Origin of the sequence: Rhodanobacter sp. Root627 (assembly GCF_001427835.1) — a bacterium.
GTDB classification, from domain to species: domain Bacteria; phylum Pseudomonadota; class Gammaproteobacteria; order Xanthomonadales; family Rhodanobacteraceae; genus Rhodanobacter; species Rhodanobacter ginsenosidimutans.
Map to the genome: position 1 here is coordinate 599,374 of NZ_LMGW01000001.1, position 25,004 is coordinate 624,377.

Here is a 25,004-nt window from a genome sequence, read left to right on the forward strand (position 1 = left end):
GAGCAAAACCACCATCTCCACACGGACAACACCATGTCTCATTCCGACCACACACCCATCGACCTGGCCGTCATCGGCGGCAGCGGGCTCTACCAGTTTTCCGGGCTGGAAAACGCCACGCGCCATGCCGTGAAGACGCCGTACGGCGCCGCATCGGGTGACGTGGTGGTCGGCGATTTCGTGGGCCGGCGGGTGGCGTTCCTGGCGCGCCACGGCGAGTCCCACAACCTGCCGCCGCACCGGGTCAACTACCGCGCCAACGTGTGGGCCTTGCACAGCCTGGGCGCGCGGCGGGTGGTCGGCGTCAACGCTGTGGGTGGCATCCGCGCCGACATGGGGCCGCGGGTGATCGTGGTGCCCGACCAGCTCATCGATTACACGCACGGCCGCGACACCAGCTATTGCGATGTCGAGGGCGCCGAGGTCAGGCACATCGATTTCAGCGAGCCGTACACCGAATCCCTGCGCCAGTCGCTGCTGCAGGCGGCGCGCAAGCGCGGCGTGCCGGTGATCGACGGCGGCTGCTACGGTGCCACCCAGGGGCCGCGGCTGGAAACCCGCGCCGAGATCGCCCGCATGAAGCGCGACGGCTGCGACTTGGTCGGCATGACGGGCATGCCAGAGGCCGTGCTGGCGCGCGAGCTGGGGCTGGACTACGCCTGCCTGGCGCTGGTGGCCAACCATGCCGCCGGTTGCGGCGACGAGGACGAGATCAGCATCGAGGAAATCTTCGCCCATCTCGCGGCGGCCACGGCCGAGGTGCCCGGGCTGCTCTCAACGCTGCTGGAAGATTGACGATATCCGCCCGCTCCATACGGACGGCCGAATGGCAGGTTGCGCTTTGCCCTCGAACCCGCTGATACTTTTCCCCGCACCAATGCGGGGAGCCGAAGGATACGGTGGTTCAGCGCACAGATCTGGTGCATCCAGCCCCAGGAGCGTGGGCGGTAGAAATCTTCCGGGCTGCAAAAGCGGCAGCGTGGTCCATATTTCCGCCGGTTCTTGACCCATGGAACCACCATGGGTCGGCGAAACGGCGAAAATCTGTCCTCACACTGCCACTTTTCGCCTCGAAAGTTTCCACCACCCACACTCCCCAATTGCAGAGGTCGACGCATGAGTTTCGGTACGGTCAAGTGGTTCAACGACGCCAAGGGTTTCGGTTTCATCGCGCCCGAGGACGGTGGGGATGACGTATTCGTCCATTTTTCAGCGATCAATTCCAAGGGCTTCCGCAGCCTGCAGGAAGGCCAGCGCGTGCAGTTCGAAGTAACCCAGGGCCCGAAGGGCGCCCAGGCATCAGCCGTCGAGCCAGCCGTCGCCTGATCGGCAGGCGAGGGTTGTGCAGCAAGATTGAAACCCCGCATCCTGTGCGGGGTTTTTTCTTTCCGCGCGAGCCCGCCGCCGCTTTTCTCCCTCCCCTGCTCGCAGGGGAGGGTCGGGGAGGGGGCGCTCTTCAGGCTCGCCTACAAACGGGACCGCGCCATGCCCAACCGCAGAAACTTCCTGAAAACCTCCCTGCTGGGTGCGTCGGCGTCGATGCTGGCATGGGGCGGTCGGCTCGGCGCGGCTCCCGCCCGCCGTAGTACGAAGGCCGCCGCGGCGCGGGTTGTTTCCACCTGGGATTTCGGCATCGCCGCCAACCAGGCGGCCTGGGGAATCCTGGGCAAGGGCGGCAATGCGCTGGACGCGGTCGAGACCGGCGTGCAGGTGCCGGAGTCGGACCTGAAGAACCACAGCGTGGGCAAGGGCGGTTATCCCGATCGCGATGGCCACGTCACCCTCGACGCCAGCATCATGGACGCCGATGGCAGTTGCGGCGCCGTGGCCGCGCTCGAGCACATCGAACACCCCATCTCGGTGGCGCGGCGGGTGATGGAACGCACGCCGCATGTGCTGCTGGTGGGCGAGGGCGCATTGCAATTCGCGCTGGAGCAGGGTTTCAGCAAACAGGATCTGCTCACGCCCGAAGCCGAGCAGGCCTGGCGCGAGTGGTTGAAGACAGCAAAATATCAGCCTTCGATCAACAGCGAAGTGCGCGATTACGGCACGGGCCTTCCCGGCGGTGCGCACAACCACGACACCATCGGCATGCTGGCGATCGACGCCAACGGCCGCATGGCCGGCGCCTGCACCACCAGCGGCATGGCCTGGAAACTGCGCGGCCGCGTGGGCGACAGCCCGATCATCGGCGCCGGGCTGTACGTGGACGGCGACGTGGGCGCGGCCACCTCCACCGGCGTGGGCGAGGAGGTCATCCGCAACGCCGGCAGCTTCCTGGTGGTGGAGCTGATGCGCCAGGGGCGCTCGCCGCAGGAGGCGTGCAAGGAGGCGGTGATGCGCATCGTCCGCAAGCGCCGCGAAGCTTCCAAAACGCTGCAGGTCAGCTTCCTGGCGATGAACCGCGACGGCGAAGCCGGCGCGTACGCGATCCAGCACGGCTTCGCCTACGCCGTCTGCGACGCGCGGAAACAGGATGGGCTGGTTCCCGTGCAAAGCGTCTACAGCACCAGCTATTCATGATCCTGGAAATCGCCGCCAACTCGGTCGCTTCCGCGCTTGCCGCGCAGCAGGGCGGGGCCAACCGCGTCGAGCTTTGCACGGCGCTGGAGCTGGGCGGCCTCACGCCATCCCACGCGCATATCGCGCTGGCCCGCGACCACCTGCGCATCCCGCTGTACGTGCTGATCCGTCCGCGCGCCGGTGATTTTCTCTACACCGATCTCGAGTGCGAAACGATGCAGCGCGATATCGAAAGCTGCGTGTCGCTGGGCTGCGATGGCGTGGTGCTGGGCGTACTCGATGCGGATGGGCGGGTGGACAGCACACGCTGCCGCGCACTGGTCGCCGCCGCCGGGACACTCGGTGTCACCTTCCATCGCGCGTTCGACCTCAGCCGCGATCCCGCGCAGGCATTGGAAGATATCGTGGCGCTGGGTTGCGAACGCATCCTCACCTCCGGCACCTGCGCCAGCGCGCCCGACGGCGCGGCGTTGATCCGTGACCTGGTGCGCCAGGCTGCGGGGCGCATTGCGGTGATGCCCGGTGCCGGCATCAACGCGCAAAACATCGCCGCGCTGGCACAAGCCACCGGCGCCCGCGAATTCCACGCCTCCGCCAAGCAACAGCAGCCTTCCGGCATGCGCCACAAGCGGCCAGCGCTGGGCGACATGGAAGGTGGCGAACTGCGTAGCGACGTCGAGCAGGTGCGTGCGTTGGTGGAAGCCCTACGGGCATTGGATCCTTCGGCAACACCGCGTTAGCCAGCGCGGAAGTCTCGCACTTCCAACCCCGTTCCCCCTGAGCGTAGCCGCCCCGCGGCGAAGTCGAAGGGCGCCTCGCAACAAGGCCCCACTATCCGCAGCCGCGTCGCAGCACCAGCCCAAAGCGATCCCTACCGCAGCGCATGGATGCCCCGCTTGGTTACTATGGCCCATTGCCAAATAACTGCTGGAGCCATCGCGTGATCATCAAGCCCAAAGTCCGCGGATTCATCTGTGTCACCGCTCACCCGGTCGGTTGCGAGCGCAACGTGCTCGAGCAGATCGAGATCACCAAGGCCGCGGGCCACGATGCGAGCAAGGGACCGAAGCGCGTGCTGGTGATCGGCGCCTCCACCGGCTACGGCCTGGCCTCGCGCATCACTGCCGCGTTCGGCTACGGCGCCGCCACGCTGGGCGTGTTTTTCGAAAAGCCCAGCAGCGACGACAAGACCGGTACCGCCGGCTGGTACAACTCCGCTGCGTTCGACAAGGCCGCCAAGGCTGCCGGCCTGTACAGCAAGTCGATCAACGGCGACGCCTTCGCCCACGAAACCCGCGCCAAGGCCATCGAGATCATCAAGAACGAGATGGGCGGCCCAATCGACCTGGTCGTCTACTCGCTGGCCTCGCCCGTGCGCAAGATGCCCGACACCGGCGAAGTCGTGCGCTCGGCGCTGAAGACGATCGGCGAGCCGTTCCACAACACCTCGGTCGACACCAACAAGGACACCGTGATCGAAGCCACCGTCGAGCCAGCCACCGAGCAGGAAATCAAGGACACTGTCACCGTGATGGGCGGCGAAGACTGGGCGCTGTGGATCGACGCGCTGAGCAAGGCCGGCGTACTCGCCGACCACGCCAAGACCATCGCCTACAGCTACATCGGCACCGAAATCACCTGGCCGATGTACTGGCACGGCACGCTTGGCCAGGCCAAGCAGCACTTGGACAACACGGCGAAACAATTGCGTGACCGTCACCCCGGCCTCGAAGCCTACGTCGGCGTGATGAAATCCGTCGTCACCCAGGCCAGCGCCGCCATCCCGGTGATCCCGCTATACGTGTCCATCGCCTTCAAGATCATGAAGGAGCAGGGCATTCACGAGAATCCGATCGAACAAGCCAACCGCCTCTTCCACGACCGCCTCTACCGTGCCGACGGCGCTCCCGCCCCGACTGACGACGAAGGCCGCCTGCGACTGGACGACTGGGAACTGCGCGACGAAGTGCAGGACGCCTGCACAACCCTCTGGCCCACCGTCACCACCGAAAACCTGCGCGAGATCACCGACTACGCGGGGTACAAGCATGAGTTCTTGAAGTTGTTCGGGTTTGATCGCGACGACGTGGATTACGACGCCGAGGTTGAGGCGGATCGGCGGTTTGATTGTTTGGAAGGCTGAGGCCGCTGCTGCGTACACCAACACCTGTTCCCCGGAAATGGCCATGTGTACGTCGTTGACGTATGTGCGCCACTGGCGTAGTGTTTGCTTATGATCTTTGTTGAAACACCCCTGTTCACCAGTCAGATCAAGTTGCTACTCAGCGACGATGACTATGGGGTGTTCCAGCGCGCGCTGGCCGAAAACCCGCAGGCGGGTGATGTCATTCCGGGTACGGGTGGCCTGCGCAAGGTCAGGGTGGCGGCGAAGGGACACGGCAAGAGCGGTGGTGCGCGGGTGATCTACTACCACTTTGTGTCCGCTTCGCGCATTGGTCTGTTGTTCGTCTATCCCAAGAACGAACAGGTCAGCCTGACGCCAGCGCAGAAACTGGCGCTCAGGAAAATCATTGAGCAGTGGAGGTAATCGTGGACGCCAAACATTTCGCCAGTCTCTTCGAAAGCGTGACGCAGATGGACGAGATCGTCCATGGCGTGAGGGAGCCCTCGCGCGAATTCCATATCGATGCCATCGAAGTGGCAGGTATCCGCAAGGCCACGGGCCTGTCACAGGCCAAGTTCGCCACGCTGATCGACGTACAAGTCGGCACGCTGCGTAATTGGGAGCAAGGTCGGCGCGAGCCAACCGGGCCTGCCAAGGCGTTGCTGCGGGCTATCAGCAGGGATCCCAAAAACGTCTTGCAAGCACTGGCTGGCTGATGAGGTGAGGGGGTGGTGGAAAGGGCATTCTTGAGCATACCGATCGCGTTGCTGACACCTGTTATCTACTGGCTTGTGTACCTTGCCGCTATGCAACTGAATTTCCCGGTCTGGTTACGCACAGCACTTCTCGGCGCGGTAGCGGGGGGCGGCTTCGCTCTGACCATGCGAGTGATCGCAGGCGCCACGACTCTGCGGCCCAAAAGCTAGACGGTCATGGCACCTGACATCGTAGTGGGACAAGCCGACACGCCGGGCTTCGTTGAGATTGCTCGGGGTCTGTTTCGCGAGTATGCCGAGGCAATCGGCACGGACCTCGAGTACCAGGGGTTTTCCGAAGAGCTTGCCGCTTTGCCCAGCCCGTACATACCGCCGCGCGGCGCGTTGCTCATTGCTCGGGTGGAAGCGGTGGTGGCCGGCTGCGTGGCCATGCGGCCATTGACGGAGGAAGTGGCGGAGATGAAGCGCCTCTACGTTCGGTCGGGTTTCCGCAGCTCCGGCCTCGGTCGCCTGCTCGTGGAGGCCGTCGTGAAGATCGCGAGTGGCGCAGGCTACAAGGAGCTTCGCCTGGATACATTGGCCAGCATGGGGGCGGCTCACGCACTGTATCTTCGCCTTGGCTTTGTCGAGATTCCGCCCTACAACACGTCGCATCTGCCGGGAACCCGCTTCTTCTCCCTCAAGCTTGCCGCCTGAGCGCCGCAAGGGACTTCCGATCATTCGGCGATTGAATTGCCGGGAATGCCGAAGCAGTCATGCCGCGGCAGATCCAACGATAAGTTTGGCGACTTGGGTGCTGCTCAATTCCACGAGGATCTTCCATGACCAACCGCCAAGCCACTTGCCGTTGCGGAAACCTCATCATCCACACCCGCGGCGAACCGGTCCGCGTATCCATCTGCCATTGCCTCGCCTGCCAGAAACGCACGGGCAGCGTGTTCGGCATGCAGGCGCGGTTTCCGCTGGATGCGGTGACGATCGAGGGGCAGAGCAGGGAATACGCCCAGGCGGGCGACAGCGGCGCCGTCGCCCGCTTCCGGTTTTGCGGCGACTGCGGCGCCACCGTGTGCTGGGAGAGCGACGGGGTGCCGGGGTTTGTCACCGTGGCAGTTGGTGCGTTTGCGGACCCGGGTTTTCCGCCGCCGCAAGTGTCGGTTTACGAGGAACGGAAGCATTCCTGGCTGGGTTTGCCGGACGAGATGGAGCACTTCGATTGAAGCGCGGCCACCGGTGAGCTAGCAGCGGCGGAGCACTTTCTGCTGACTGGCGAGGAAGCTCGTCATCCATCGACGAAGCGGCCAGCGCGGAGTTGAATGGCGCATTCGCGATTGCCTTGAATGCCACCCATGCCCGATGCTGCGCCAGTCGCAGCGTGGGCTGCCGGGGGCAATTCGATGACCGATCATGTTGCGGAGGCCGCAGGCCTCGATCCGCCTGCAGCGCGTGTGTTGCCGCGGCGGCATGTGGTCGCGGTGGCGTTGGGCAATGCGCTGGAGTTCTATGACTTCATCACCTATGCCTTTTTCGCGGCGCAGATCGGTCGCACGTTTTTCCCCTCGGATCGACCGGGCGTCAGCCTGCTGGCTTCGCTGGCGACGTTTGGTGCGGGCTTTCTGACCCGTCCGCTGGGCGCGTGGGTGATTGGGCGGATGGGCGACCGGCGCGGGCGCAAGCCGGCGATGTTGCTCTCGTTCGGGCTGATCGGCATCGCGGTGATCGGCTTGCCGCTGACGCCTTCGTATGCGGCCATCGGCCTGTGGGCGCCGGCGTTGGTGGTGGGGTTCCGGTTGCTGCAGGGGTTTGCGCTGGGTGGGGAGGTGGGGCCGAGTACGGCGTTTCTGATGGAGGCGGCGCCGCTGATGCGTCGTGGCTTCTATATCTCGATGCAGGCGATGAGTGCGGATGCGGCGGTGCTGGTGGCGGGGCTGGTGGGCGTGCTGCTGGCGCACTGGCTCAGCCCGGCGGCGCTGGATGCGTGGGGCTGGCGCGTGGCGCTGGGGCTGGGCGCGGTGATCGTGCCGTTTGGCTGGTTCATGCGGCGCAGCCTGGTGGAGACACTGGATGTTGCCGCCACTCGGGCCGCGACTGCGGCACCATCATCCGGCCCGCGAATGCCCGGCTACCGGCGCGTGGCCCTGCTGGGCTTGGCGATGCTGGCGGCCGCGACCACCACCAACTACGTGCTCGACTACATGACCACCTACGCCAGCATCACGCTGGGCATGCCCGAGCGTCTGGCGCTGGGTGCCACGGTGATGGTGGGTTTGTGCGGGCTGGTGTGCGATCCGCTCAGTGGCTGGCTGTCCGACCGGATCGGCCGCAAGCCGGTGATGGTGGTGCCGTGGGTGGTGTTGCTGCTGACGATCTTCCCCGCGTTCTGGTTGCTGGGGCGCGAGCGTTCCAGCATCGCGTTGTTCGGCATTACCGCGGTGTTGACGATCGCCTCGACCTTGTCCACCGGCACAGTGCTGGTGGCGGTGACGGAATCGTTGCCGGCTCACGTGCGCTCCGGCGGGTTGGGGATGATCTATGCGGTGGCGATCTCGGTGTTCGGCGGCTCCACCCAGTTCGTGGTGGCATGGCTCACGCAGTTGACCGGCAGCGCGCTGGCGCCGGCCTGGTACATGATCGGTGCGGTGGCGGTGGGTTTGCTGGCGATCACGCAGATGCCGGAGACGGCGCCGGTAAAGCGCGTGCGGAAAGCGCCGATGGCAGTGGCCGAAGCAGCGCCATTGGCGTAGGCGCGAACCAGTGAACGTAGCGCTTCGCGGTGAAAACTACCCGACCAGTCTGCTGCACCGGCGCGTGTCTCAGGCGGGCAGCGCGTCTACCGGCACAGCCAGACCGCGCTTGAGCGTGTCCAGCGCCACGCGCGTGCGGAGGCGTTTCACGTTGGCGTTGGCGGTGACGAGGCGTCGCATCAGCGCGTCGTAATCGTCCACGTCCCGCGCAGTCACGACCAGCACATGGTCGTCATCGCCGGTGCGGCGAAGAACGACAGCAGCCCGCCCGAAACGATGAATGTTCGCGCTCAATCCACTGGCAAAGTGCCGGTGTTGATCGACGACGACGCGCCGCCATTGTTCGACTTCAGCGTGTCTGCGAATACCTGGAAGACCTGGGCAACGGCGCGAAACGGATTCCATCCGAACACAGTGCGCGCTTTCGGACCATGGCCGACGGCCCTGGCAACAGGCATGGCGACGCTGGCATCGCTGCGCGCCTGGCGGCGCTGTGTCCGATGTCCGCAGGGGAAGTGTCCGCGGACGGCTATTCATTTTCGACGATGGGCGAAAACAGCGTGGCAGCGCGGTTTTCAAGGCGTATTGGCGTTGGCACGACGTTTGCCATATCGAGCCTGAAAGCTTCATTCCTCATTCGATGGAGAGCCGCCATGAACCTCAATCGCGAAACCATGCTGTTGCAGAGCCTGTTCGGCGCCTGCGTCCTGATTTGCACGATGACCCTCGGCAGCATGCTGCTGATGTAGGCGGTCGATCGCGCGTAATACCGGCTACACGCCGGCGTGGGCCGGACTCGTCCGTCCCGTTTCACAGCCGTGGCCAAACCCCTGGTGCGCCCGTGCTTTTTTCTCCCCCACAAACCTAGGACATGATCCATGAACAACATTCTTTCGTTCCGTTCTGCCTTGCATCGCATCGCCCGTGGTCTGGCTTCGGCCGGTGTGGTTGGTGCGTGCGCCGTGGCCGGTATCTCGACCGCCAGCGCACAGGCCACGGCAGGCAAAGTGTTCGGCAAGGCGCCGGCGGGCTACAGCATCACGGTGCACAGCGATACGACGGGTATCGGCCGCACGGTAAAGGCGGATGCGGACGGCCGCTACTCCGCGGCTCAACTGCAGCCCGGCAGGTACACGGTCACGCTGAAGCAGGATGATCAGCCTGTGGCCAAGCATCTCAACGTACCGGTGACGGTGGGCCGCGGCATCGAAGTGGATTTCAAGTGCGGCGAGATCAAGTGCGACGAGCCTGTCGCCACGAAGTGAGTCCTGGCGTACCAAGGTGCGCCTGGTGACGAGGAGAGGCCCGGGAGCCGCCGGGCCTCTTTTCACTGGCATGGACTGTTGGGATGGGCGCCGTGGAAAATCGAGCGACCTCGCGCGCGAGCATGCGCGCGGGTTTGCCGCGCAGCTCAGTGCAGCTGCACTTCCACCATCGCCTGCGGCGCCTGATAGACATCGGGGAACAGCTCTTTCAGGTGCCGGACCATCGGCGCGTCGTTGTACATGATGTACAGATTGTCCGGATGCCGTTCGGCGTAATGCTGGTGATAGGCCTCGGCGCGATAGAAGTGCTTCAGCGGCACCACCTGGGTGACGATGGGTGCGGTGTACGACTTGGCCGCGGTCAGTTGCGCGATGTAGTCGGTAGCGATCTTCTTCTGTTCGGGGCTGTTGTAGAAAATGACCGAACGGTATTGCGTGCCGCTGTCCGGGCCTTGCCGATTCAATTCGGTGGGGTCGAAGGCCACCGAGAAGAACACCTGCAGCAGCTGGCCGTAGGTGATCTGGCTGGGGTCGTATTTCACCTGCACCGATTCGGCGTGGCCTGTGCCGCCTCCACTGACGATGTTATAACGGGCCGTGTCGGCGCTGCCGCCGGCGTAGCCTGCGGTGACCTGGCGCACGCCCTTGACGTGCTCGAACACCGAGGACACGCCCCAGAAACAACCACCGGCGATGACCGCGGTCGCCTCACCGGGCATGGTGGGTTTGCTGGCGTCGACCGTGGGAGCCGGTCGGCGGGTAGCGGTGATGGCGGCGGAAGCGCTCTGGCACGCGCTGAGGGCAAGCATTACGGCGGCGGCAAAAGGAGCCAGTCGAAAAGCAGTGCGACGAATCATGGTGAACCTCGCTGGCGGGGAGTCAGGCGGCGGCTCCGGGCAGAGCACCTCCGTTACCTGTCATTCGTCGCGGCGGTGGCGGTGGTTACGCGTGATCTGGGGGGGAGCCTCGTCCGGAACGCCTCGCCTTGGCTATTGGCTGCGCGGCGGGATAGGCTGCGGATTCCTTCGTTTCCTGTTTGCACATGACCACGACACCACTGCAATGGGGCATCCTGTCCGCCGGGCACATCGCCCGGAAATTCGCCACCGATCTTCAATCCTCCCGCAACAATCGCCTCGTGGCCGTGGCTTCGCGGCATGACGCCGATGCCGCGGCCTTTGCCAATGAGTTCGATGGTGTCCGCGCCCACGGCAGCTATGCAGCGCTGCTGGCCGACCCCGAGGTGCAGGCCGTCTACATTGGCACGCTGCATCCCTGGCATGCCGAGTGGGCGATCGAGGCCGCGCGCGCGGGCAAACATGTGCTCTGCGAAAAACCGCTGGCGCTGAACCTGGCCGATGCCCAACGCATGATCGCGGCCGCGCGCGAACACGGCGTGTTGCTGATGGAAGCCTTCATGTACCGGTTCCATCCGCAAACGCTGAAGATCGCGGAGCTGGTGCGGTCAGGGCACGTGGGCGAAGTGCGGGTGATCCGCGCGTCGTTCAATTTTGCCGCCGACTTCGATCCGGGCCATCGCCTGTTCAACAAGGGCCTCGGTGGCGGCGCGATTCTCGATGTCGGTTGCTATCCGATGTCGTTCGCACGACTCATCGCCGGCCAGGCCAGCGGGCGGACTTTCGCCAACCCGACGGCCCTCCATGGGGTGGGTCGGATTCACTCCGTTGCGCAAACCGATGAGTTTGCTTCCGCCGTGGCGAGCTTTCCCGGCGGCGTGCTGGCCGAACTTTCCTGCGGCACCACGATCCTCGACGACCAGTCCGCGCAGATCTACGGCACCGACGGCTGGATCGATGTACCCACCCCGTTTCTACCCGGGCAGGGCGGCCGCGACGAGGTGATCTGGCTGCATAAGCGGGGTGACGCCACGCCGGAAAAAATCGCCATCGACCACCTTGCCCATGGTCTCTACACCTACGAAGCCGACGCGGTCGCCGAGGCTGTCGCGAGCGGTGCCACCGAAGTCCCGGCGATGACGTGGGACGACACGCTCGGCAATATCGCTGCCCTTGATACGTGGCGCCGGGCGGTTGGCGTGAAATACGATGGTGAATAGAAGAATGCGACTTGACCATGAGCGGTCCTGCCCAAGGTGTACGCTCGGCCTCTGAAAAACGACACACGCAATGTTCCCGATGGACCAGGAATCGCCATTTATGCGCGCAAGGATCGAAAAGTACGTCCGGATCGTTCTGATCGTTATGAGCATCCTGGCAGTGAGCGGACCAGTGGCACTCGGTGTGGGGATGATGTTCATCACTCTGATCTTTTGTGACTCGGGGCCCATTCAGAAGTGTGCCGAAGTCGGTGTGATGTTTCTTGGGGGATTTCTCTTCTGCGCCGCATTGCCGGTGCCGGCATTGATTGCGCTATTTCGTAATAAGAACTCGCTCGGCTGGTACTTACACGTCTATCCGCTGCTGATGTTGGTGTTAGCTTTCGTCGCTTACCACATCAGTGCCTCCCATTCGCTTGGTGTGGCGAGATTCGGTTTCGAGTACGCATGTCTTGCACTGGTGGCGTTTGCTCACGTTGCGCTCCGATATACGGACGTGGAGCATGACAGGCCTGCGAATGGGCCATCTGGGATTCCTCCTGCCCGATGAGGAAAAGCTCCTGTCGACGACCGGAGGAAGAGACAGGGTGATGCAACTCGGCAAAGGTGCCGTAGCTGCGTTAAGTCAGAGTGGCCACGGCCAGCAGCGCCAGGCTGCGCCCCACCTTGTAACGCTGGCGCACGCAATGCATCAGCAGGCGTTTGGCAAAACGGCGGTGGTGCGTGTGCAGCAGGCACCGGGCCATCCAGTATTGCGCGTCGTTGAGAGCGTCTTTGTGCAGATTCGCATAGGCGGCCAAACGCGCGGGAAAACGTCGCGCCAGCGTTCGCAGAATGTACACGTGACGTCGCGGCATGGCGGTGGCGGGGCGGGCCCTGGATATCTGGTCCCCTCGCCCGGCATCGCGCCGGAAACCGTCATAGTCGATATAGCCTCCGATACCCTGCAGGCACATCCGGGCGAAGAATTCCCAGTCGTTGTAGAACCGGAAGTGCTCGGTGAACGGTCCGGCACGCACGATGGCATCGCGGCGAATGATCAGGCCGCTCAGCAAAAACAGATCGCCGCGGATGATCGCCGGGAAATAATCACCGTAGAGCAGGGTGGCGTGGCGTTGCGGGCCATCCAGGGTCAATGACTGGTGGACGAGCGGGGCGCTGTGGAAGCCGGCATGCGACCAGCCGGGCGCGTCTTCCGCCACCACACGTGAAATCAGGGGATGAGATGGTGAAGGCAGGGTGCTGCCCTCGACGCTGAGAAAGGCCAGCTCCGGGTGTTCCGCAAAAATCTGTTCGACCACCGTCAGCGTGTGCGCCAACCACAGATCGTCGGAGTCCAGGAAACAGACGAGCTCACCGCACGAAGCCCTGAAGCCGGTGTTGCGCGCGGCGTTGGTGTATTCGCGCGCAGTGGTGATGACGCGAACGCTGTCGTTGGCGGCATAGCGTTGATGGATGGCATCAGCCAGGCCATCGGTGGACCCATCGTCGACCACGATGATCTCGATGCGGCGTGGGTGATGCTGTTCGAGTATCGAGTTGACGGCGCGCAGCGTGAGTTCGCGGCGGTTGTGGGTCGGGATGATGACGCTCAACCAGCATGATGGCGCCTCTGCGCTCTCGACGGTGGTGGGCTCGGACGTCATGTGCGTCGTCATCGTAGGTACCTGGTTGGAATGCGACGCGTCACTGCCGATTGGCACGCGCCGGCGACCTGTAGAACGCGAAGGTTCGTGAGCAGCGCCCGTTTACGCTTGGTCGCACCCGGAGACCGGAGAGCGGCATCCGCCGATTTTTCTCTCCGTCATGTGAAGCTTCAGGTACGGCCGTCGTCGGATCGTACATCGCAAAATGTGTTTGTTCGCGCAGACTTAAGCTCTAGAACGACGTGGCCGAACGACATATGGCGGCCGCTGTGAGACGGTCTGGTGGATCACCACAAAATGGATGCGACCCGGTCCACGGACCATCCGTGACCGCGGCAGGCACGAGATGCAACGAATCGGCGAGAATGCCGTTCGCGACTTTTTTTCAGGAAAGGAGAGACACGTAAATGAAAACCCGGATACTGGGAAACACCGGCTTTGCCGTCAGTGAAGTCGGCCTTGGCTGCTGGCAGTTTGGTGGCGATTTCGGCCCCATCAACGAAGCCACCGTCGACGGGATCATCGACGCTGCGCAGGAAACAGGCATCAATTTCTTCGACACCGCCGATGTGTACGGCGATGGGGCGAGCGAGCGTTTTCTGGGTGAGCGGCTGGCCGCGAGCAAGCCGCGCCCGTTCATTGCCACCAAATACGGCCGCGCCGCGGATACGTATCCGAACGGCTACTCGCTCACCAGTCTGCGCGACCGGATCAGGACCGCGCAGGATCGGCTGCGTTGCGACAGCATTGATTTGCTGCAATTGCACTGCGTGCCGCTGGCGTTGTTGCAGCGTGGCGAGATCTTCGACTGGCTGCGTACCGTGCAGCAGGAAAAGCTGATCAAGTTCTTCGGTGCCAGCGTCGAGACGGTGGAAGAGGGCCTGGTCTGCGCGCAGCACGACGACGTCAGCTCGCTGCAGGTCATCTTCAACGTGTTCCGGCAGAAGTTGCTGGACGAGCTGTTGCCCAAGGCGCAGGAAAAGAACATCGGCATCATCGTGCGGCTTCCGCTGGCCAGCGGCATGCTGAGCGGCAAGTACAACAGCAACACCCGCTTTGCGAGCACGGATCACCGCAACTACAACAAGGACGGCCAGGCGTTCAGCGTGGGCGAAACCTTTGCGGGTATCCCGTTCGAGAAAGGCATCCAGCTTGCCGATGCGATCACGGCGAAGACGCCCGAGGGTTACACCACGGCGCAAATGGCCATGCGCTGGATCCTCGACCATCCCGCCGTCACCACGATCATCCCCGGCGCCAGCCGCGCCGAGCAGGTGCGCGAAAACGCCAAGGTCAGCGCGTTGCCGTCACTGCCGCAGGCCTTGCATGACGACCTGGCCGCGTTCTACCGGAACGAGGTGGCGCAGCATATTCGCGGCGCTTATTGATCGGAAGCCGGTGCCGTCGGCTTGAATGCGCATCCTCAAGCCGACGCCGCCTTGGCCTCGATGTAGGCACGCAAGCGCTGCGCATCTTTCGCCTTTACCGGGTTGAACACGATCATCCCCAGGTCCGATCGCCCGTCGACGCCAAAGGCGGAGAACTCGAGTTCCAGCAGACCCAGCTCCGCATGGCGCAGGCGTTTGACGCCTTCGCCATAGGCGTGGACGTCGTTGGCCAGCCACAGTTTTTCGAATTCGGGACTGAGCCGGGACATCTCGTCCACGAACCGGTCGATTTCCGCGCCCGCACCGGCGCGGGTCGCGTCCGCACGAAAGGCGCCCACGACGAAGCGGGCCACCCGTTGCCAGTCCGGCTGTGCGGCGCGTACCCGGGAATCGGAAAAGAGCAGGCGCAGGATATTGCGCTCCGACGGAGGCAGTTTGCTGTAGTCGGTAAGCACAGCTGCCGCGGCGCGGTTCCAGGCAACCACATCCCACAGCGCGGTCTTGACGATCGCCGGGCTCGCCTCCAGCGCGTCCAGCACGCGTTGCAGGCGTGGCGTCACGCCCTCGGTGGCCTTGTAGCGAACCCCGGGCGGATGACCGAGGCCGAGCATGAAGAGATGCTCGCGTTCGGACTCGGTCAGCATCAACCCGTCCGCGATGCGGCCCAGCACTTCGGCCGACGGTGCGCCGCCGCGCCCCTGTTCCAGCCACGTGTACCAGGTGGGACTGATGTTGGCGCGCTGGGCGACCTCTTCCCGGCGCAGGCCCGGCGTGCGCCGACGTCCGCCCGCGAAGCCGAAGGTCGCCGGGTCGAGGCGGGTGCGGCGATCCTTCAGATAGGTGCCGAGATGATTGGCGGTGGTCGCGGGCATGGGCGTTCCTGTTGGTTTTTATACCAGGATAATGCAACTACTTTACCCGTATGTTTTGGGGCATAGGATCGTTTCGACAACCCAACAAGAGACGATTCCCATGCGTATTTTTCTTACCGGCGCCACCGGATTTATCGGCTCGCGCATCGTGCCGGAACTGCTGGCGGCCGGTCATCAGGTGGTGGGCATGACCCGCTCGGAAGCGGGCGCCAAGGCGCTCGTTGCCGCTGGCGCGGAGCCTTACTTCGGGCTGCTGGAAGACCTGGACAGCCTGCGGCGTGGTGCGGCAGACGCCGACGCGGTGATCCATACCGCGTTCGACCACGATTTCGCCCATTTCGTGGCCAACTGCGACAAGGACGCGCGGGTGATCAAGGCGCTGGGTTCGGCGTTGGCGGGATCCTCGCGACCCCTGTTGCTGACTTCGGGCACGGGTGCGGGAAGCTCGGCGGCGGGCCAGCCTGCAATGGAGGACGTCTTCAACCCGGAGCATCCCAACCCGCGCATGGCAACGGAACTGGCCGGTGCGGAAATGCTGGCCGCCGGCGTGGCCGTGTCGGTAATGCGGCTGCCGCAGGTGCACGACACCGTTCGCCAGGGCCTCGTCAGTCCGCTGATCGAGATCGCCCGCGAGAAGGGCGTGTCGGCTTACGTTGGCGAGGGACTGAACCGCTGGCCCGCCGCGCATGTGCTCGATGTGGCCAGGCTGTACCGGCTGGCGATCGAGAAGTGCAAACCCGGCGAGCGCTATCACGCCGTCGACGAGGAGGGCGTTTGCGTTCGCGACATTGCGCAGGTGATTGGCGCGGGCCTGGATGTGCCGGTCAAATCGATCGACGCCAGTGAGGCGCCGGATCATTTCGGCTGGCTGGGTGGCTTCGTGGGCCTCGATCTGTCCGCGTCGAGTGCGTGGACGCGGCGCGTGCTGGACTGGCATCCGACCGGGCCGAGCCTGATGGACGACCTCAAGCACATGGATTATTCGCGTCGGGACTGAGCGGACGCAGCAGCGCAGTCCTCATCCGCGCGCCAGCCGCTTCGTTCGAGAAAGCTGGCCGCGTTGTCGTTGTTGACGTTGAGGATGTCCTGGATCGCGCGCGGCTTGTCGCTGGCGTGCGTGTAGTAGGCGCGCGCAATGCGGTAACCCACCCAGTAGCCGAGGTCGCCCGGCGCCTCGGGTGTGCCGGGGCCGTTGTACAGCCAGTGGGACATGTCGGTATCCATGGCGTGCGTCTGGAAATCGCGTTCGACGCGGCAGGCCTTGTCCTGCGTCCAGCGCTTCAGGTGGACATTCAGGACTTCGCCCGAGGTCAGCTCGCCGATGAATTCGGCGCCGCCTTCCACCAGCGAGGCAAACAGCACGGTGGCATTGGCTGGCGGAGCCACCTGTGCCGCCGGCTGCTGCACGTGCACGTATTCGTGGGCGATCAGGTGCACCAGCCGCTGGGTGATGTCGGGGGTCAGCCAGTTCGATCGACAGATCACTTCGAGGCCGATGGTGACGCCGTTCGAGGTGGTGGTGCCGCCGGTGTTGTTGCGGCCGATGACGATCGTCACCGGTGGAAACGTCGCCTGCGGATCGAGCTTGGTCAACGCAGAAAACACCTGCCGCAGCTGGTCGCGCGCCGCCGGAAGCATCGGTACGCAGCGGCGTGCGTCGCGAAAATCCTGCGGCGACTTGGCGATGGCATCCGCAAGTTTTTGGGCGGAGGAAATCCGCGCCGTCACGAATTGCTGCAGGCCCGGTGACCCGGCGTCGAGGTAACCCGCCTGGAGCGCCGCGGCCGAGGGTTTGCCTTCGGCCTTGTCGTAGACCGCATAAAAGCGCGCGACATCGTCGATGCGCACCACGGGTTGTCGCGTGGTGATGGAGGATTGTTCGGGTGGGATCGCGGCGTGTGCGAAGGTGCTGGACAGTACAAGCAGAAGCAGGAGAATCGATCGGCGCACGTGGAGTCCTGGTGGCGTGGATTTATTCGCGTGCATGTTATCCGCAATAAATCCTCCTACCTGATCCCTTCCCCCGCTGCGCGGGGGAAGGTGCCGGAGGCGGAAGGGGGCGCGCGGCCTAGCCGCGCTGCTGCTTTCCGCACCGGCCAAAAGCGCCCTCATCCGCCCTCCGGGCACCTTCTCCCGCGCAGCGGGAGAAGGAACAGCTCACGCTCAATACGGGTGCTGCCGATAAAACAGCTCCAGCTGGCGGTAGACCTTCGGCAGATGCTGGCGCAGCGCTGCGGGCGTTTCGAAGAACTGCTCGCTGGCTACCGCGAAGAATTCGGCCGGGTTTTCCAGGGCGTACGGGTCGATCGGCAACTCGGCGCCGTTGCGGTGCGCATCCTTCAGGCGATCCCAGGCGTTGGAGAAAACCTTCCACCACACGCGGTGGTCCATTCGCCGGTGCATCGGTGGGAAGCCGTTGGCGTCGCCATTGAGCATGTCGAGTTTGTGCGCCATTTCGTGGATGACCACGTTGTGGCCGGGCGTCTCCCCGATGTGCAGCACGTCTTCCCACGACAGGATCACCGGGCCGCGGCCCCACGCCTCGCCCGACAACACGGCATCGGACTGGTGGACCACGCCCGCGTCGTCCATGTGCGAGTGGCGCGGGATGAAGGCGGCGGGGTACACGATGACGCTGTGCCAGCCGTCGTACCAGTCCAGGCCCAGCTTCAGGATGGGCAGGCATGCGTGCGTTGCCAGCAGTACGCGATCAGCGTCGTCCAGTTCAACCCCTTCGACCGGCTCGATGGATTTGCGGTGCAGAAACAGCGTGGCCAGCACGCGCAGCGTTGCCTGGTCGGAAGCGCCCAACCGACGTGCCGGCGCACAGCGCTGCAGCGCCTTGCGCCAGAGGTCTTCGGCAATCGGATGCTGCGCGACGACGCGCCGCTCGCGCCAGTTTCGGATGAGCTTGAACATGGATGCTGCCAACGTGTTCGATCAGACACTCATGGCTTCGGTGCAGCGCTTTTGCAAGCCTGCGCACCGATCGCCGCACCCTGACATCTGCGTCGAGGATGAAGCCGTGTGTGGTGGTGGAAACGCGATGCGGAGAATCCGCCTCGGGATGCGTGGCTGGTGCCTCTGCAGCCGATGGTCAGCAGCCCATGGCGCCGCCTCGCATCCCCCGCATGAAACATGTGGTGAACCGGCTCAGGTCGAGTGGTTCACTGCGTGATGCTAGATCACGCGAAATGCCTGCTGTCGCGCAAGACCATTGCGGTAGACGGGACGGCTGGCGTAGGTGCCCGTGGTGTAGCTGCTGTCGCGCATGCGTGAGCGACGGTGCGGGCGGTGGATGAAAAAGCCCTCGGGCAGGTGGACTGCGCGATTGACGGGTGAATCAGAGGTCGTGCCAGACCGCTTGGCCCGTGGGCTACGGTAGAACAGTGACATGATTGAAGTTTTGATTTTGTGCCTCCTTTTTTTCCTTTGTTTACAGTTATTTGCAGCGCGATTGTAGCATGTCTGGCAGGCCGGGGCCCGGTTGCTTCGGGGCGAAACCACGCGGTGCGACAAAAGGCCCCGCATACGCGCGTGTCAGGCCTGTGTGGTGCGGCGTCGAAAAGCGCGCAGCGAGCCGGCGACGGCGAAGAACAACCACACCGCCAGGCTCACATACACGCCCACGTCCGGGATGATCTGCAGGAAATCCAGCTGCAGCGCCTGCGCCAGTTCATACGTGGCCACGGTGTACATACCCACCGGAAAAACGATGTCCCAATCGTCCGCTTCATAGCGCAGCGGCACATGCCGCCAGGCGTATCGCCAACCTTCCAGAAGCAGCAGCAACGGTATCCACCAGGTGGCGGTCGCCCAGAAGAACAGCGTGAAACCTTTCACGAACGGCAACAGCTGCGCCAGCGAACCCGATGCCGGGATATGCCGCACCAGCAGGCTGCCGGCCAGCGCGGTGACCGCCAGCGCACCCATGTTGATCCAGTACGGCGGGGTGAAATCGCGGGCACGCAAGGGGAAAAACACCAGGCGATATACCACCAGCGTGATGATCAACAGGTACAGCGCCGCGCCCAGCAGGTACAGGCAAAGCGCCGTGAACAACCATGCCGGGCTGAGCGGCGACACGCTGGCCGTGCGCAGCACCAGCAACACGGCCAGCGCCTGCGTTGCCACCACGGCCACCAGCCAGCCGCCGTTGATGCTGCGGGTAAAGCCGGGCTTGATGCGCGCGGTGATGGTGGCGGCGAGGAACAGGTAGACCAGGCCGATCCAGCTCAATGCGCCGACCGCCAGCAAACCATCGGCAAGCCGGGGCAGGGACACCACCAGCAGGCATTGGCTGCCGAGCACGCAGGTACCCGCCGCCAGGGTAAGAAAGCCCGCACCCCGGCCGGGGCTCACGAAATCGGCCAGCAGCTCGCGCGGAAAGTGCAGCAGGCGCAGCACGCTCATCACCAGCAGCACGGCATACGCCAGCAGATTCAGGCCAAACAACGCTTGCGCCAGCAGGGCCATGCCGTGCTGGCTGACGTCGACGGACACGATGCCGGTGGCCATCACCAGCGCGAAGCAGCCGGGATTCAGACGGCGGATTCGCGAGCGCACGACCATCGACAACGCGTTCGGATGCATGGGCTTCTATGCCGTGGGGCCGGGGCAGGCCGGTCGGGAAAGCGGCATCCACGATGCCACGGTCTTCTTCAACGTGGCGCGATGGAGAACGCCTGGTTCCACGTTGCCCATGATCCGTCATGGCATGGTAACGTTATCTACCATGATCGCGGCGGAAGGTGGTTGGGCTGGGCCGTCCGGCGATTGCGCAAGCGCTGCTACTTTCTGCAGGCTCCTGATCGGGCCGACGCCGACTTTTCCGGGGAATGTTCCATGTCTTTCTTCCTGCGATTCCTGTGGCTGATTGTCCTTGGCGGTTGCATCGTGCCGGCCGCGCTGGCCGCTGACGGAACGGTGGTTTTCCAGCAGCCCGGTTTTCCCGCGGCCGATACGTCGCCGGTGCCCACCGCGGCGCTGGCGGCAGGATTTCCCGACGCACGCATGGTGAACGCGGCACAGCTCGAGGCGGCGCTCGGCTCGGCGCAGACGAAGCTGCTCGTGCTGCCTTATGGCTCGACCTATCCCGAGGCGGCGTGGCCGTCCATCCTGCGTTACCTCGACCGCGGTGGAAACCTGATCGTGCTGGGCGGCAAGCCGTTCACGCGGGCGGCTTATCGCGACGGCAGCAAGTGGCGGTTGCGCGAGTCCAGCGTGGCGGCGTCGCTGGAGCTTTTCATCCAGGGTTGGCAGGCCACGCCCGGTTCGCAGGCGCTGCAGTTCGAGCCGAATGCGGATGTGGCGCCGGCGCTGCCAGCGTTCGGCTGGAAGCAGGCGTGGAGTCCGGTGATCCGCCTTTCGGTGGTGATGGACCCCAAGGACACGGCGGCCAACAACGGCAGTGAGGATGCCTTTCTGACCACGCTGGCCTGGGGCGCGCGCGATGGTCACAAGCTGGCGGCGCCGGCGTTGCTGGTCGATCACGTGCAGCATCGTTTCGTGGGCGGGCGCTGGATCTTCCTGGCCTGCGATCCGGACGGTGATGCCTTCTCCAACTCCCACTTGCTGCAGCGACTGCAGGCGCTGGCGTTGCGGCAGGATGACCGCTTCACGTTCCGCCCGCGCATGCCGCTGTTCGTGCAGGGCGAAGCGCTGCAATTCCAGTTCGAGCCGGCGCGTGGAACGACGGTAGAGGCCGGCGACACGCTCAAGGTCAGCGTGCATGCGGACACCGGTGCGGCCCAGCACTACAGCTTCAAGGCCGATCCCACGCAGCCCGTGACCTTGCCGAAACAGGCGGCCGAAGGCGCGGGCCTGCATGTGGTCGAGGCCACGCTGGAGCGCAACGGTGCGCCGGTGTGGACGTATCGTTCGGGCTTCTGGATGCGCGACCTGGCGTATCTGCGCAGCGGCCCGAAGCTCACCGTCAACGGCGATTATTTCCAGCTCGACGGCAAGCCGCTGCCGGTGGTCGGCACCACCTACATGGCGGGCGATGTCGATCGCGACTACCTGCGCAAACCCAATGTGTGGGTGTGGGACCGGGACCTGAAACAGATCCGCGCCGGTGGATTGAACATGATCCGCACCGGCATCTGGTCGGCCTGGAACCGGTTGGTGAACCCGGACAAGTCGGCCAGCGAGGCGACCCTGCGCGCGGTCGAGGCCATGCTGATGACGGCGCGGCGAAATGACCTTCCCGTGCAGTTCAACCTGTTCGCCTTCCTTCCCGAGACGTTCGGCGCCGGCAATGCCTATCTCGATCCGGCCGCGCTGGCCATGCAGGATCGCTTCGTCCATTCGCTGGTGCAGCGCTTCCACGACGTGCCGTTTCTGCTGTGGGACCTGATCAACGAACCCAGTGCCAACACCAACTTGTGGAAGACGCTGCCGCAGGGCGACGCTCTGGAGCAGCAGGCGTGGCGGCGCTGGCTGAAGCAGCGTTACCCGGATCAGGCCGCGCTGCTGGCGGCGTGGTCGGAGCCGTCGTTCGGCAAGGGGCGGGCGCTGCAGTCGAAACCGGACGTGGCGCCGCCCGAGGCAGGTGCCGCCGATCCGTTCGCCTTGCCCGTCGCCGGTGCATTCGATCCGGATGGCGTGCGCGCCGGCGCCAATCCGCTGAAGGTCTACGACTATTACCTGTTCACCCAGTCCGTCTTCAAGGACTGGGTGAAACACATGCGCGCCACGCTCCGCGACGCCGGCTCCAATCAATTGGTGGTTGTGGGTCAGGAGGAGGGCGGCGTGGCGACGCGCTTGTCGCCAGCGTTTTTCTCGCCGCTGGTGGATTTCACCACCACGCATCTGTGGTGGGATTTCGACAGCGCGTTGTGGGCGGGCCTGTCGGCGAAATTGCCGGGCCAGCCAATGCTGATCCAGGAACTGGGTGAGCAGCGGCGGTTGGATCAGCGCGACCGGCTGCGCTTTTCTCCGCAGATCGAGGGCTGGCAACTCGAGCGCAAGATGGCGATCTCGTTCGCCCAGGGCGCGGGCGGCATCGAGTGGGTGTGGAACGTCAACGCCCGCATGGCCAACGACAACGAGACACCGATCGGCGCGATCCGCGTGGACGGCACCGAGAAGCCCGAGGCACGGGTGCTGGCCGGGTTCGCCCGTTTTGTGGCGGCAAGCCCGGCGAGCTTCACCCGCATCGAAGCGCCGGCCGTCACCATGGTGACCTCGCAGTCGCTGCTCTACAGCGGCATGCGCGACCTGGCCATGGCGACCCAGAAGAAATCGCTGCGCGCCTTGGCCTACGACACCCACACGCCTGCGCGGTTGCTGCCCGAGAATCGGCTGGCCGAACTCGGTCAGCCGAAACTGGTGATCCTGCCGGCGGCGCAGGCACTGACCGACGACGCATGGCAACACCTGCTCGACTACGTGGCCGACGGTGGCTGCCTGCTGGTGTCCGGGCCGGTGCAGCGCAACGAGCACTGGCAGGCGGTCGACCGGATGGCCCCGTTGAAGCTCAAGGCGGACGTGTTCCCCGTCGCGGTACGGCAATCCACGCTGAGCTTGCCGGGTCGCGACCATCCGTTGCAGGTGAGCTATCCCGCCAGCGTGCAGCAGGCGCCGATTGAAAGCATGCGGTTCGACGACGGCGCCTCGCTGAAGGTCGTGCGCCACGGCAAGGGCAAGCTGATCTGGGTGGCCGATCCGGTGGCGTTCGCCGAGGGCTACGACACGCAGGCGGCGCTGTATGCGTGGGCGCTGGCACAGGCCGGTGTCGCTCCCGCATTCACCCAACTGCAGCCGCTGTCGCCGGGCGTGCTGGCGTTCCCCACCGTGCTCGACGACGCCGTGCTGTACAGCTTTGCCTCCGATTCGCTGCAGGACCAGACCGTCGACATCAAGGACACCGTCACCGGCGCGAGGATCCATTTCACCCTCGGCGCGCAGCGTGGCGCGATGGTCTTGCTCGATCGGGCGAGCGGGGCGGTGCTGGCTTCCTACAACGCGGGGACGCAAGAGCCTGCTGCAGCGAAGTAGTGCGCGTCGGATGAGCAGCTTGTTCGCGGCGGATGCTGCGTCGCCGCTGCTCATCGCTACGTCTGGCACGGGAAGCTTGCGGGCGACACCATGTAACCTTGTCGACGGCGGCCGATCCCTGCCGCCGTCACCTTGTGCCCGAACCGTCCCCATGCCTCCGCTCCATCGTCTGCCTGTGTTGCAGGCACGCCATGCTCACGGGTCCGATGCTTTCGTTCGTCGGCGGCGTTCGCCGTGCGTTCGCGGCGCGGCTTTCATCGGGTTGAACGGCGGCCACGCGCCAATGGAGTTGTCAGGCACGCAATGAACCGCATGTTCCACTCGTTGAGGAATTACAACTACCGGCTGTGGGCCGCTGGCGCGCTGGTGTCCAACGTGGGCACCTGGATGCAGCGCATCGGGCAGGACTGGCTGGTGCTTACCGTGCTCACCCAGCACAACGCCACGGCGGTGGGTACGGTGATGGCGTTGCAGTTCGGGCCGCCCTTGCTGCTGTTGCCGTTGTCCGGTTTCGCCGCCGACCACATGGACCGGCGCAAGCTGCTGATGCTCACCCAGGGCGCGGCCGGCCTGCTGGCGTTGGGCCTCGGGCTTGTCACCCTCACCGGCGTGGTGCAGCTGTGGCATGTGTATGGCTTTGCATTGTTGCTCGGTTGCGTGACGGCGTTCGACGCGCCGGCGCGGCAGGCGTTCGTGTCGGATCTGGTCAGCGACGACGACCTGGCCAATGCGGTGGCGCTGAACTCGGCCTCGTTCAACGCGGCACGCATGCTCGGCCCCGCCGTGGCGGGCGTGTTGATCGCCGCGGTGGGCGAGGGCTGGCTGTTTGTGATCAACGCCGGCTCCTACGGTGCCGTGCTGATCTCGCTGGGGTTTCTTCGCCTGCACGAGTTGCTGGTCGAGCCGCGGCCACCACGCACGCGCGGCAGCCTGCTGGCCGGCTTTCGCTACGTGGGCCAGCGTCCCGACCTGATCGCGGTGCTGGTGATGCTTTTGCTGCTGGGCACGTTCGGTTTCAACTTCGCCATCTTCATCTCGACCATGTCGGTCACCGTGTTCCATGGCGATGCCGGCCAGTACGGCTTGCTGACCTCGGCGATGGCAGCGGGCACCATGTGCGGCGCCTTGTTCTCGGCCAGCCGTCCGTTCCCCGGCATGGTGCTGATGGCCGTGTCCGCGGGCGCGTTCGGCATCGCCGTGGCGGTGGCGGCAGTGATGCCCAGCCCGTTGCTGTTCGCGATCTTGCTGTTCTTCGTGGGCCTGGCCGCACTCACCTTCATGACCGCCAGCAACTCGATGATGCAGCTCACCACCGAGCGCACCATGCGCGGCCGGGTGCTGGCGCTGCGCATCGCCGTGGTGATGGGGGGCACGCCAATCGGGGCGCCGCTGGTGGGTTGGGTGGTCGACCGTTTCGGTGCGCGCTGGGCGTTGGGTGTCGGTGCGCTGGCGGGGTTGGCGGCGGCCGCGGTAGCCATCACCTATCTGGTCCGACATCGGCGCTTGCGCTTTTCGATGGCGGGCGGGCGCCCGCGTTTGAGCATCCATCCGACACCGGCGGATGTGACCGCCGTTCGCGTGGCGGCAGGCGAACGCGTGACCTGAGCGCTGTGCCGGCGCGTTGGCCTTCCCGGTCCATGCCCTTACAGT

General features: G+C 64.7%; 25 protein-coding genes. 18 read left to right on the forward strand and 7 right to left on the reverse strand.

What is annotated here, in order from left to right; translation table 11 throughout:
- Positions 1 to 33 precede the first annotated feature (33 nt).
- From ASD68_RS02900 to ASD68_RS02950, 10 genes are all read left to right on the forward strand, one after another.
- Positions 34 to 795 carry an S-methyl-5'-thioinosine phosphorylase gene (locus ASD68_RS02900; RefSeq protein WP_056603192.1) on the forward strand — a complete coding sequence of 254 codons (762 nt, stop codon included), beginning with the start codon at positions 34 to 36 and terminating at the stop codon, positions 793 to 795.
- A gap of 321 nt (positions 796 to 1,116) precedes the next feature.
- The gene (locus ASD68_RS02905) at positions 1,117 to 1,326 is read left to right on the forward strand and encodes a cold-shock protein (RefSeq protein WP_056078616.1); all 210 of its coding nucleotides are present in this window, start codon (positions 1,117 to 1,119) and stop codon (positions 1,324 to 1,326) included.
- Positions 1,327 to 1,485: 159 nt separating this feature from the next.
- Positions 1,486 to 2,523: a N(4)-(beta-N-acetylglucosaminyl)-L-asparaginase gene (locus ASD68_RS02910; protein ID WP_056603195.1), complete on the forward strand. Its 1,038-nt coding sequence runs from the start codon at positions 1,486 to 1,488 to the stop codon at positions 2,521 to 2,523.
- Positions 2,520 to 3,263, forward strand: coding sequence for a copper homeostasis protein CutC (locus ASD68_RS02915; RefSeq protein ID WP_056603198.1), 744 nt, complete (start codon positions 2,520 to 2,522; stop codon positions 3,261 to 3,263). The genes ASD68_RS02910 and ASD68_RS02915 overlap by 4 nt, the downstream gene beginning before the upstream one ends.
- Positions 3,264 to 3,463: 200 nt before the next feature.
- A complete protein-coding gene (gene fabV, locus ASD68_RS02920) occupies positions 3,464 to 4,666 on the forward strand; it encodes an enoyl-ACP reductase FabV (protein ID WP_056603204.1) in 1,203 nt (400 codons plus the stop codon).
- Between the two features lie 90 nt (positions 4,667 to 4,756).
- Entirely contained in the window at positions 4,757 to 5,071 is a 315-nt protein-coding gene (locus tag ASD68_RS02925) for a type II toxin-antitoxin system RelE/ParE family toxin (RefSeq protein ID WP_056603207.1), read from the forward strand.
- Between the two features lie 2 nt (positions 5,072 to 5,073).
- The gene (locus ASD68_RS02930; RefSeq protein ID WP_200945316.1) at positions 5,074 to 5,364 is read left to right on the forward strand and encodes a helix-turn-helix domain-containing protein; all 291 of its coding nucleotides are present in this window, start codon (positions 5,074 to 5,076) and stop codon (positions 5,362 to 5,364) included.
- A 216-nt stretch (positions 5,365 to 5,580) separates the two neighbouring features.
- Positions 5,581 to 6,060 carry a GNAT family N-acetyltransferase gene (locus ASD68_RS02940; RefSeq protein WP_056603213.1) on the forward strand — a complete coding sequence of 160 codons (480 nt, stop codon included), beginning with the start codon at positions 5,581 to 5,583 and terminating at the stop codon, positions 6,058 to 6,060.
- Between the two features lie 125 nt (positions 6,061 to 6,185).
- The gene (locus ASD68_RS02945) at positions 6,186 to 6,581 is read left to right on the forward strand and encodes a GFA family protein (RefSeq protein WP_056603217.1); all 396 of its coding nucleotides are present in this window, start codon (positions 6,186 to 6,188) and stop codon (positions 6,579 to 6,581) included.
- A gap of 177 nt (positions 6,582 to 6,758) precedes the next feature.
- Entirely contained in the window at positions 6,759 to 8,105 is a 1,347-nt protein-coding gene (locus ASD68_RS02950) for an MFS transporter (RefSeq protein ID WP_056603220.1), read from the forward strand.
- A 69-nt stretch (positions 8,106 to 8,174) separates the two neighbouring features.
- Here the strand turns inward: ASD68_RS02950 and ASD68_RS16470 are convergent, their stop codons facing one another.
- A complete protein-coding gene (locus ASD68_RS16470; RefSeq protein WP_235578613.1) occupies positions 8,175 to 8,510 on the reverse strand; it encodes an Lrp/AsnC ligand binding domain-containing protein in 336 nt (111 codons plus the stop codon).
- A 26-nt stretch (positions 8,511 to 8,536) separates the two neighbouring features.
- Between ASD68_RS16470 and ASD68_RS17040 the strand changes: the two genes are divergently transcribed.
- Together ASD68_RS17040 and ASD68_RS02960 are read left to right on the forward strand one after the other, a co-directional pair.
- Positions 8,537 to 8,854, forward strand: a complete 318-nt coding sequence (locus tag ASD68_RS17040; RefSeq protein WP_162247395.1) for a hypothetical protein — start codon at positions 8,537 to 8,539, stop codon at positions 8,852 to 8,854.
- A gap of 129 nt (positions 8,855 to 8,983) precedes the next feature.
- On the forward strand, positions 8,984 to 9,370 hold the full coding sequence (locus tag ASD68_RS02960; RefSeq protein WP_056603226.1) for a carboxypeptidase-like regulatory domain-containing protein: 387 nt from the start codon (positions 8,984 to 8,986) through the stop codon (positions 9,368 to 9,370).
- Between the two features lie 146 nt (positions 9,371 to 9,516).
- On the opposite strand, the gene msrA is transcribed toward ASD68_RS02960, so the two are convergent.
- Positions 9,517 to 10,227, reverse strand: coding sequence for a peptide-methionine (S)-S-oxide reductase MsrA (msrA, locus tag ASD68_RS02965; protein ID WP_056603229.1), 711 nt, complete (start codon positions 10,225 to 10,227; stop codon positions 9,517 to 9,519).
- A 185-nt stretch (positions 10,228 to 10,412) separates the two neighbouring features.
- On the opposite strand from msrA, the gene ASD68_RS02970 reads away from it, so the two are divergent.
- Both ASD68_RS02970 and ASD68_RS02975 read left to right on the forward strand, forming a co-directional pair.
- The gene (locus tag ASD68_RS02970) at positions 10,413 to 11,447 is read left to right on the forward strand and encodes a Gfo/Idh/MocA family oxidoreductase (RefSeq protein ID WP_056603232.1); all 1,035 of its coding nucleotides are present in this window, start codon (positions 10,413 to 10,415) and stop codon (positions 11,445 to 11,447) included.
- Positions 11,448 to 11,517: 70 nt separating this feature from the next.
- Positions 11,518 to 11,997, forward strand: a complete 480-nt coding sequence (locus tag ASD68_RS02975) for a hypothetical protein (RefSeq protein WP_156458314.1) — start codon at positions 11,518 to 11,520, stop codon at positions 11,995 to 11,997.
- Between the two features lie 70 nt (positions 11,998 to 12,067).
- Here the strand turns inward: ASD68_RS02975 and ASD68_RS02980 are convergent, their stop codons facing one another.
- Positions 12,068 to 13,105: a glycosyltransferase family A protein gene (locus ASD68_RS02980; RefSeq protein ID WP_082545924.1), complete on the reverse strand. Its 1,038-nt coding sequence runs from the start codon at positions 13,103 to 13,105 to the stop codon at positions 12,068 to 12,070.
- Between the two features lie 395 nt (positions 13,106 to 13,500).
- Between ASD68_RS02980 and ASD68_RS02985 the strand changes: the two genes are divergently transcribed.
- Positions 13,501 to 14,481: an aldo/keto reductase gene (locus ASD68_RS02985; protein ID WP_056603240.1), complete on the forward strand. Its 981-nt coding sequence runs from the start codon at positions 13,501 to 13,503 to the stop codon at positions 14,479 to 14,481.
- Between the two features lie 35 nt (positions 14,482 to 14,516).
- Here ASD68_RS02985 and ASD68_RS02990 read toward each other — a convergent pair whose 3' ends face one another.
- On the reverse strand, positions 14,517 to 15,353 hold the full coding sequence (locus tag ASD68_RS02990) for a helix-turn-helix transcriptional regulator (protein ID WP_056078665.1): 837 nt from the start codon (positions 15,351 to 15,353) through the stop codon (positions 14,517 to 14,519).
- A gap of 100 nt (positions 15,354 to 15,453) precedes the next feature.
- On the opposite strand from ASD68_RS02990, the gene ASD68_RS02995 reads away from it, so the two are divergent.
- A complete protein-coding gene (locus tag ASD68_RS02995) occupies positions 15,454 to 16,350 on the forward strand; it encodes an SDR family oxidoreductase (RefSeq protein ID WP_056603243.1) in 897 nt (298 codons plus the stop codon).
- On the opposite strand, the gene ASD68_RS03000 is transcribed toward ASD68_RS02995, so the two are convergent.
- From ASD68_RS03000 to ASD68_RS03010, 3 genes are all read right to left on the reverse strand, one after another.
- Positions 16,332 to 17,303: a DUF2268 domain-containing putative Zn-dependent protease gene (locus ASD68_RS03000; RefSeq protein WP_235578614.1), complete on the reverse strand. Its 972-nt coding sequence runs from the start codon at positions 17,301 to 17,303 to the stop codon at positions 16,332 to 16,334. The two genes, ASD68_RS02995 and ASD68_RS03000, sit on opposite strands and share 19 nt — an antisense overlap.
- A gap of 213 nt (positions 17,304 to 17,516) precedes the next feature.
- The gene (locus tag ASD68_RS03005; RefSeq protein WP_056078674.1) at positions 17,517 to 18,272 is read right to left on the reverse strand and encodes a M90 family metallopeptidase; all 756 of its coding nucleotides are present in this window, start codon (positions 18,270 to 18,272) and stop codon (positions 17,517 to 17,519) included.
- 621 nt (positions 18,273 to 18,893) lie between these two features.
- The gene (locus ASD68_RS03010; protein ID WP_056603246.1) at positions 18,894 to 19,946 is read right to left on the reverse strand and encodes a tellurite resistance/C4-dicarboxylate transporter family protein; all 1,053 of its coding nucleotides are present in this window, start codon (positions 19,944 to 19,946) and stop codon (positions 18,894 to 18,896) included.
- 252 nt (positions 19,947 to 20,198) lie between these two features.
- Between ASD68_RS03010 and ASD68_RS03015 the strand changes: the two genes are divergently transcribed.
- Together ASD68_RS03015 and ASD68_RS03020 are read left to right on the forward strand one after the other, a co-directional pair.
- Positions 20,199 to 23,354 (forward strand): cellulase family glycosylhydrolase, encoded by a 3,156-nt coding sequence (locus ASD68_RS03015; protein WP_056603249.1) that lies wholly within the window; start codon positions 20,199 to 20,201, stop codon positions 23,352 to 23,354.
- Between the two features lie 303 nt (positions 23,355 to 23,657).
- Entirely contained in the window at positions 23,658 to 24,959 is a 1,302-nt protein-coding gene (locus ASD68_RS03020; RefSeq protein WP_200945317.1) for an MFS transporter, read from the forward strand.
- Positions 24,960 to 25,004: the final 45 nt, after the last annotated feature.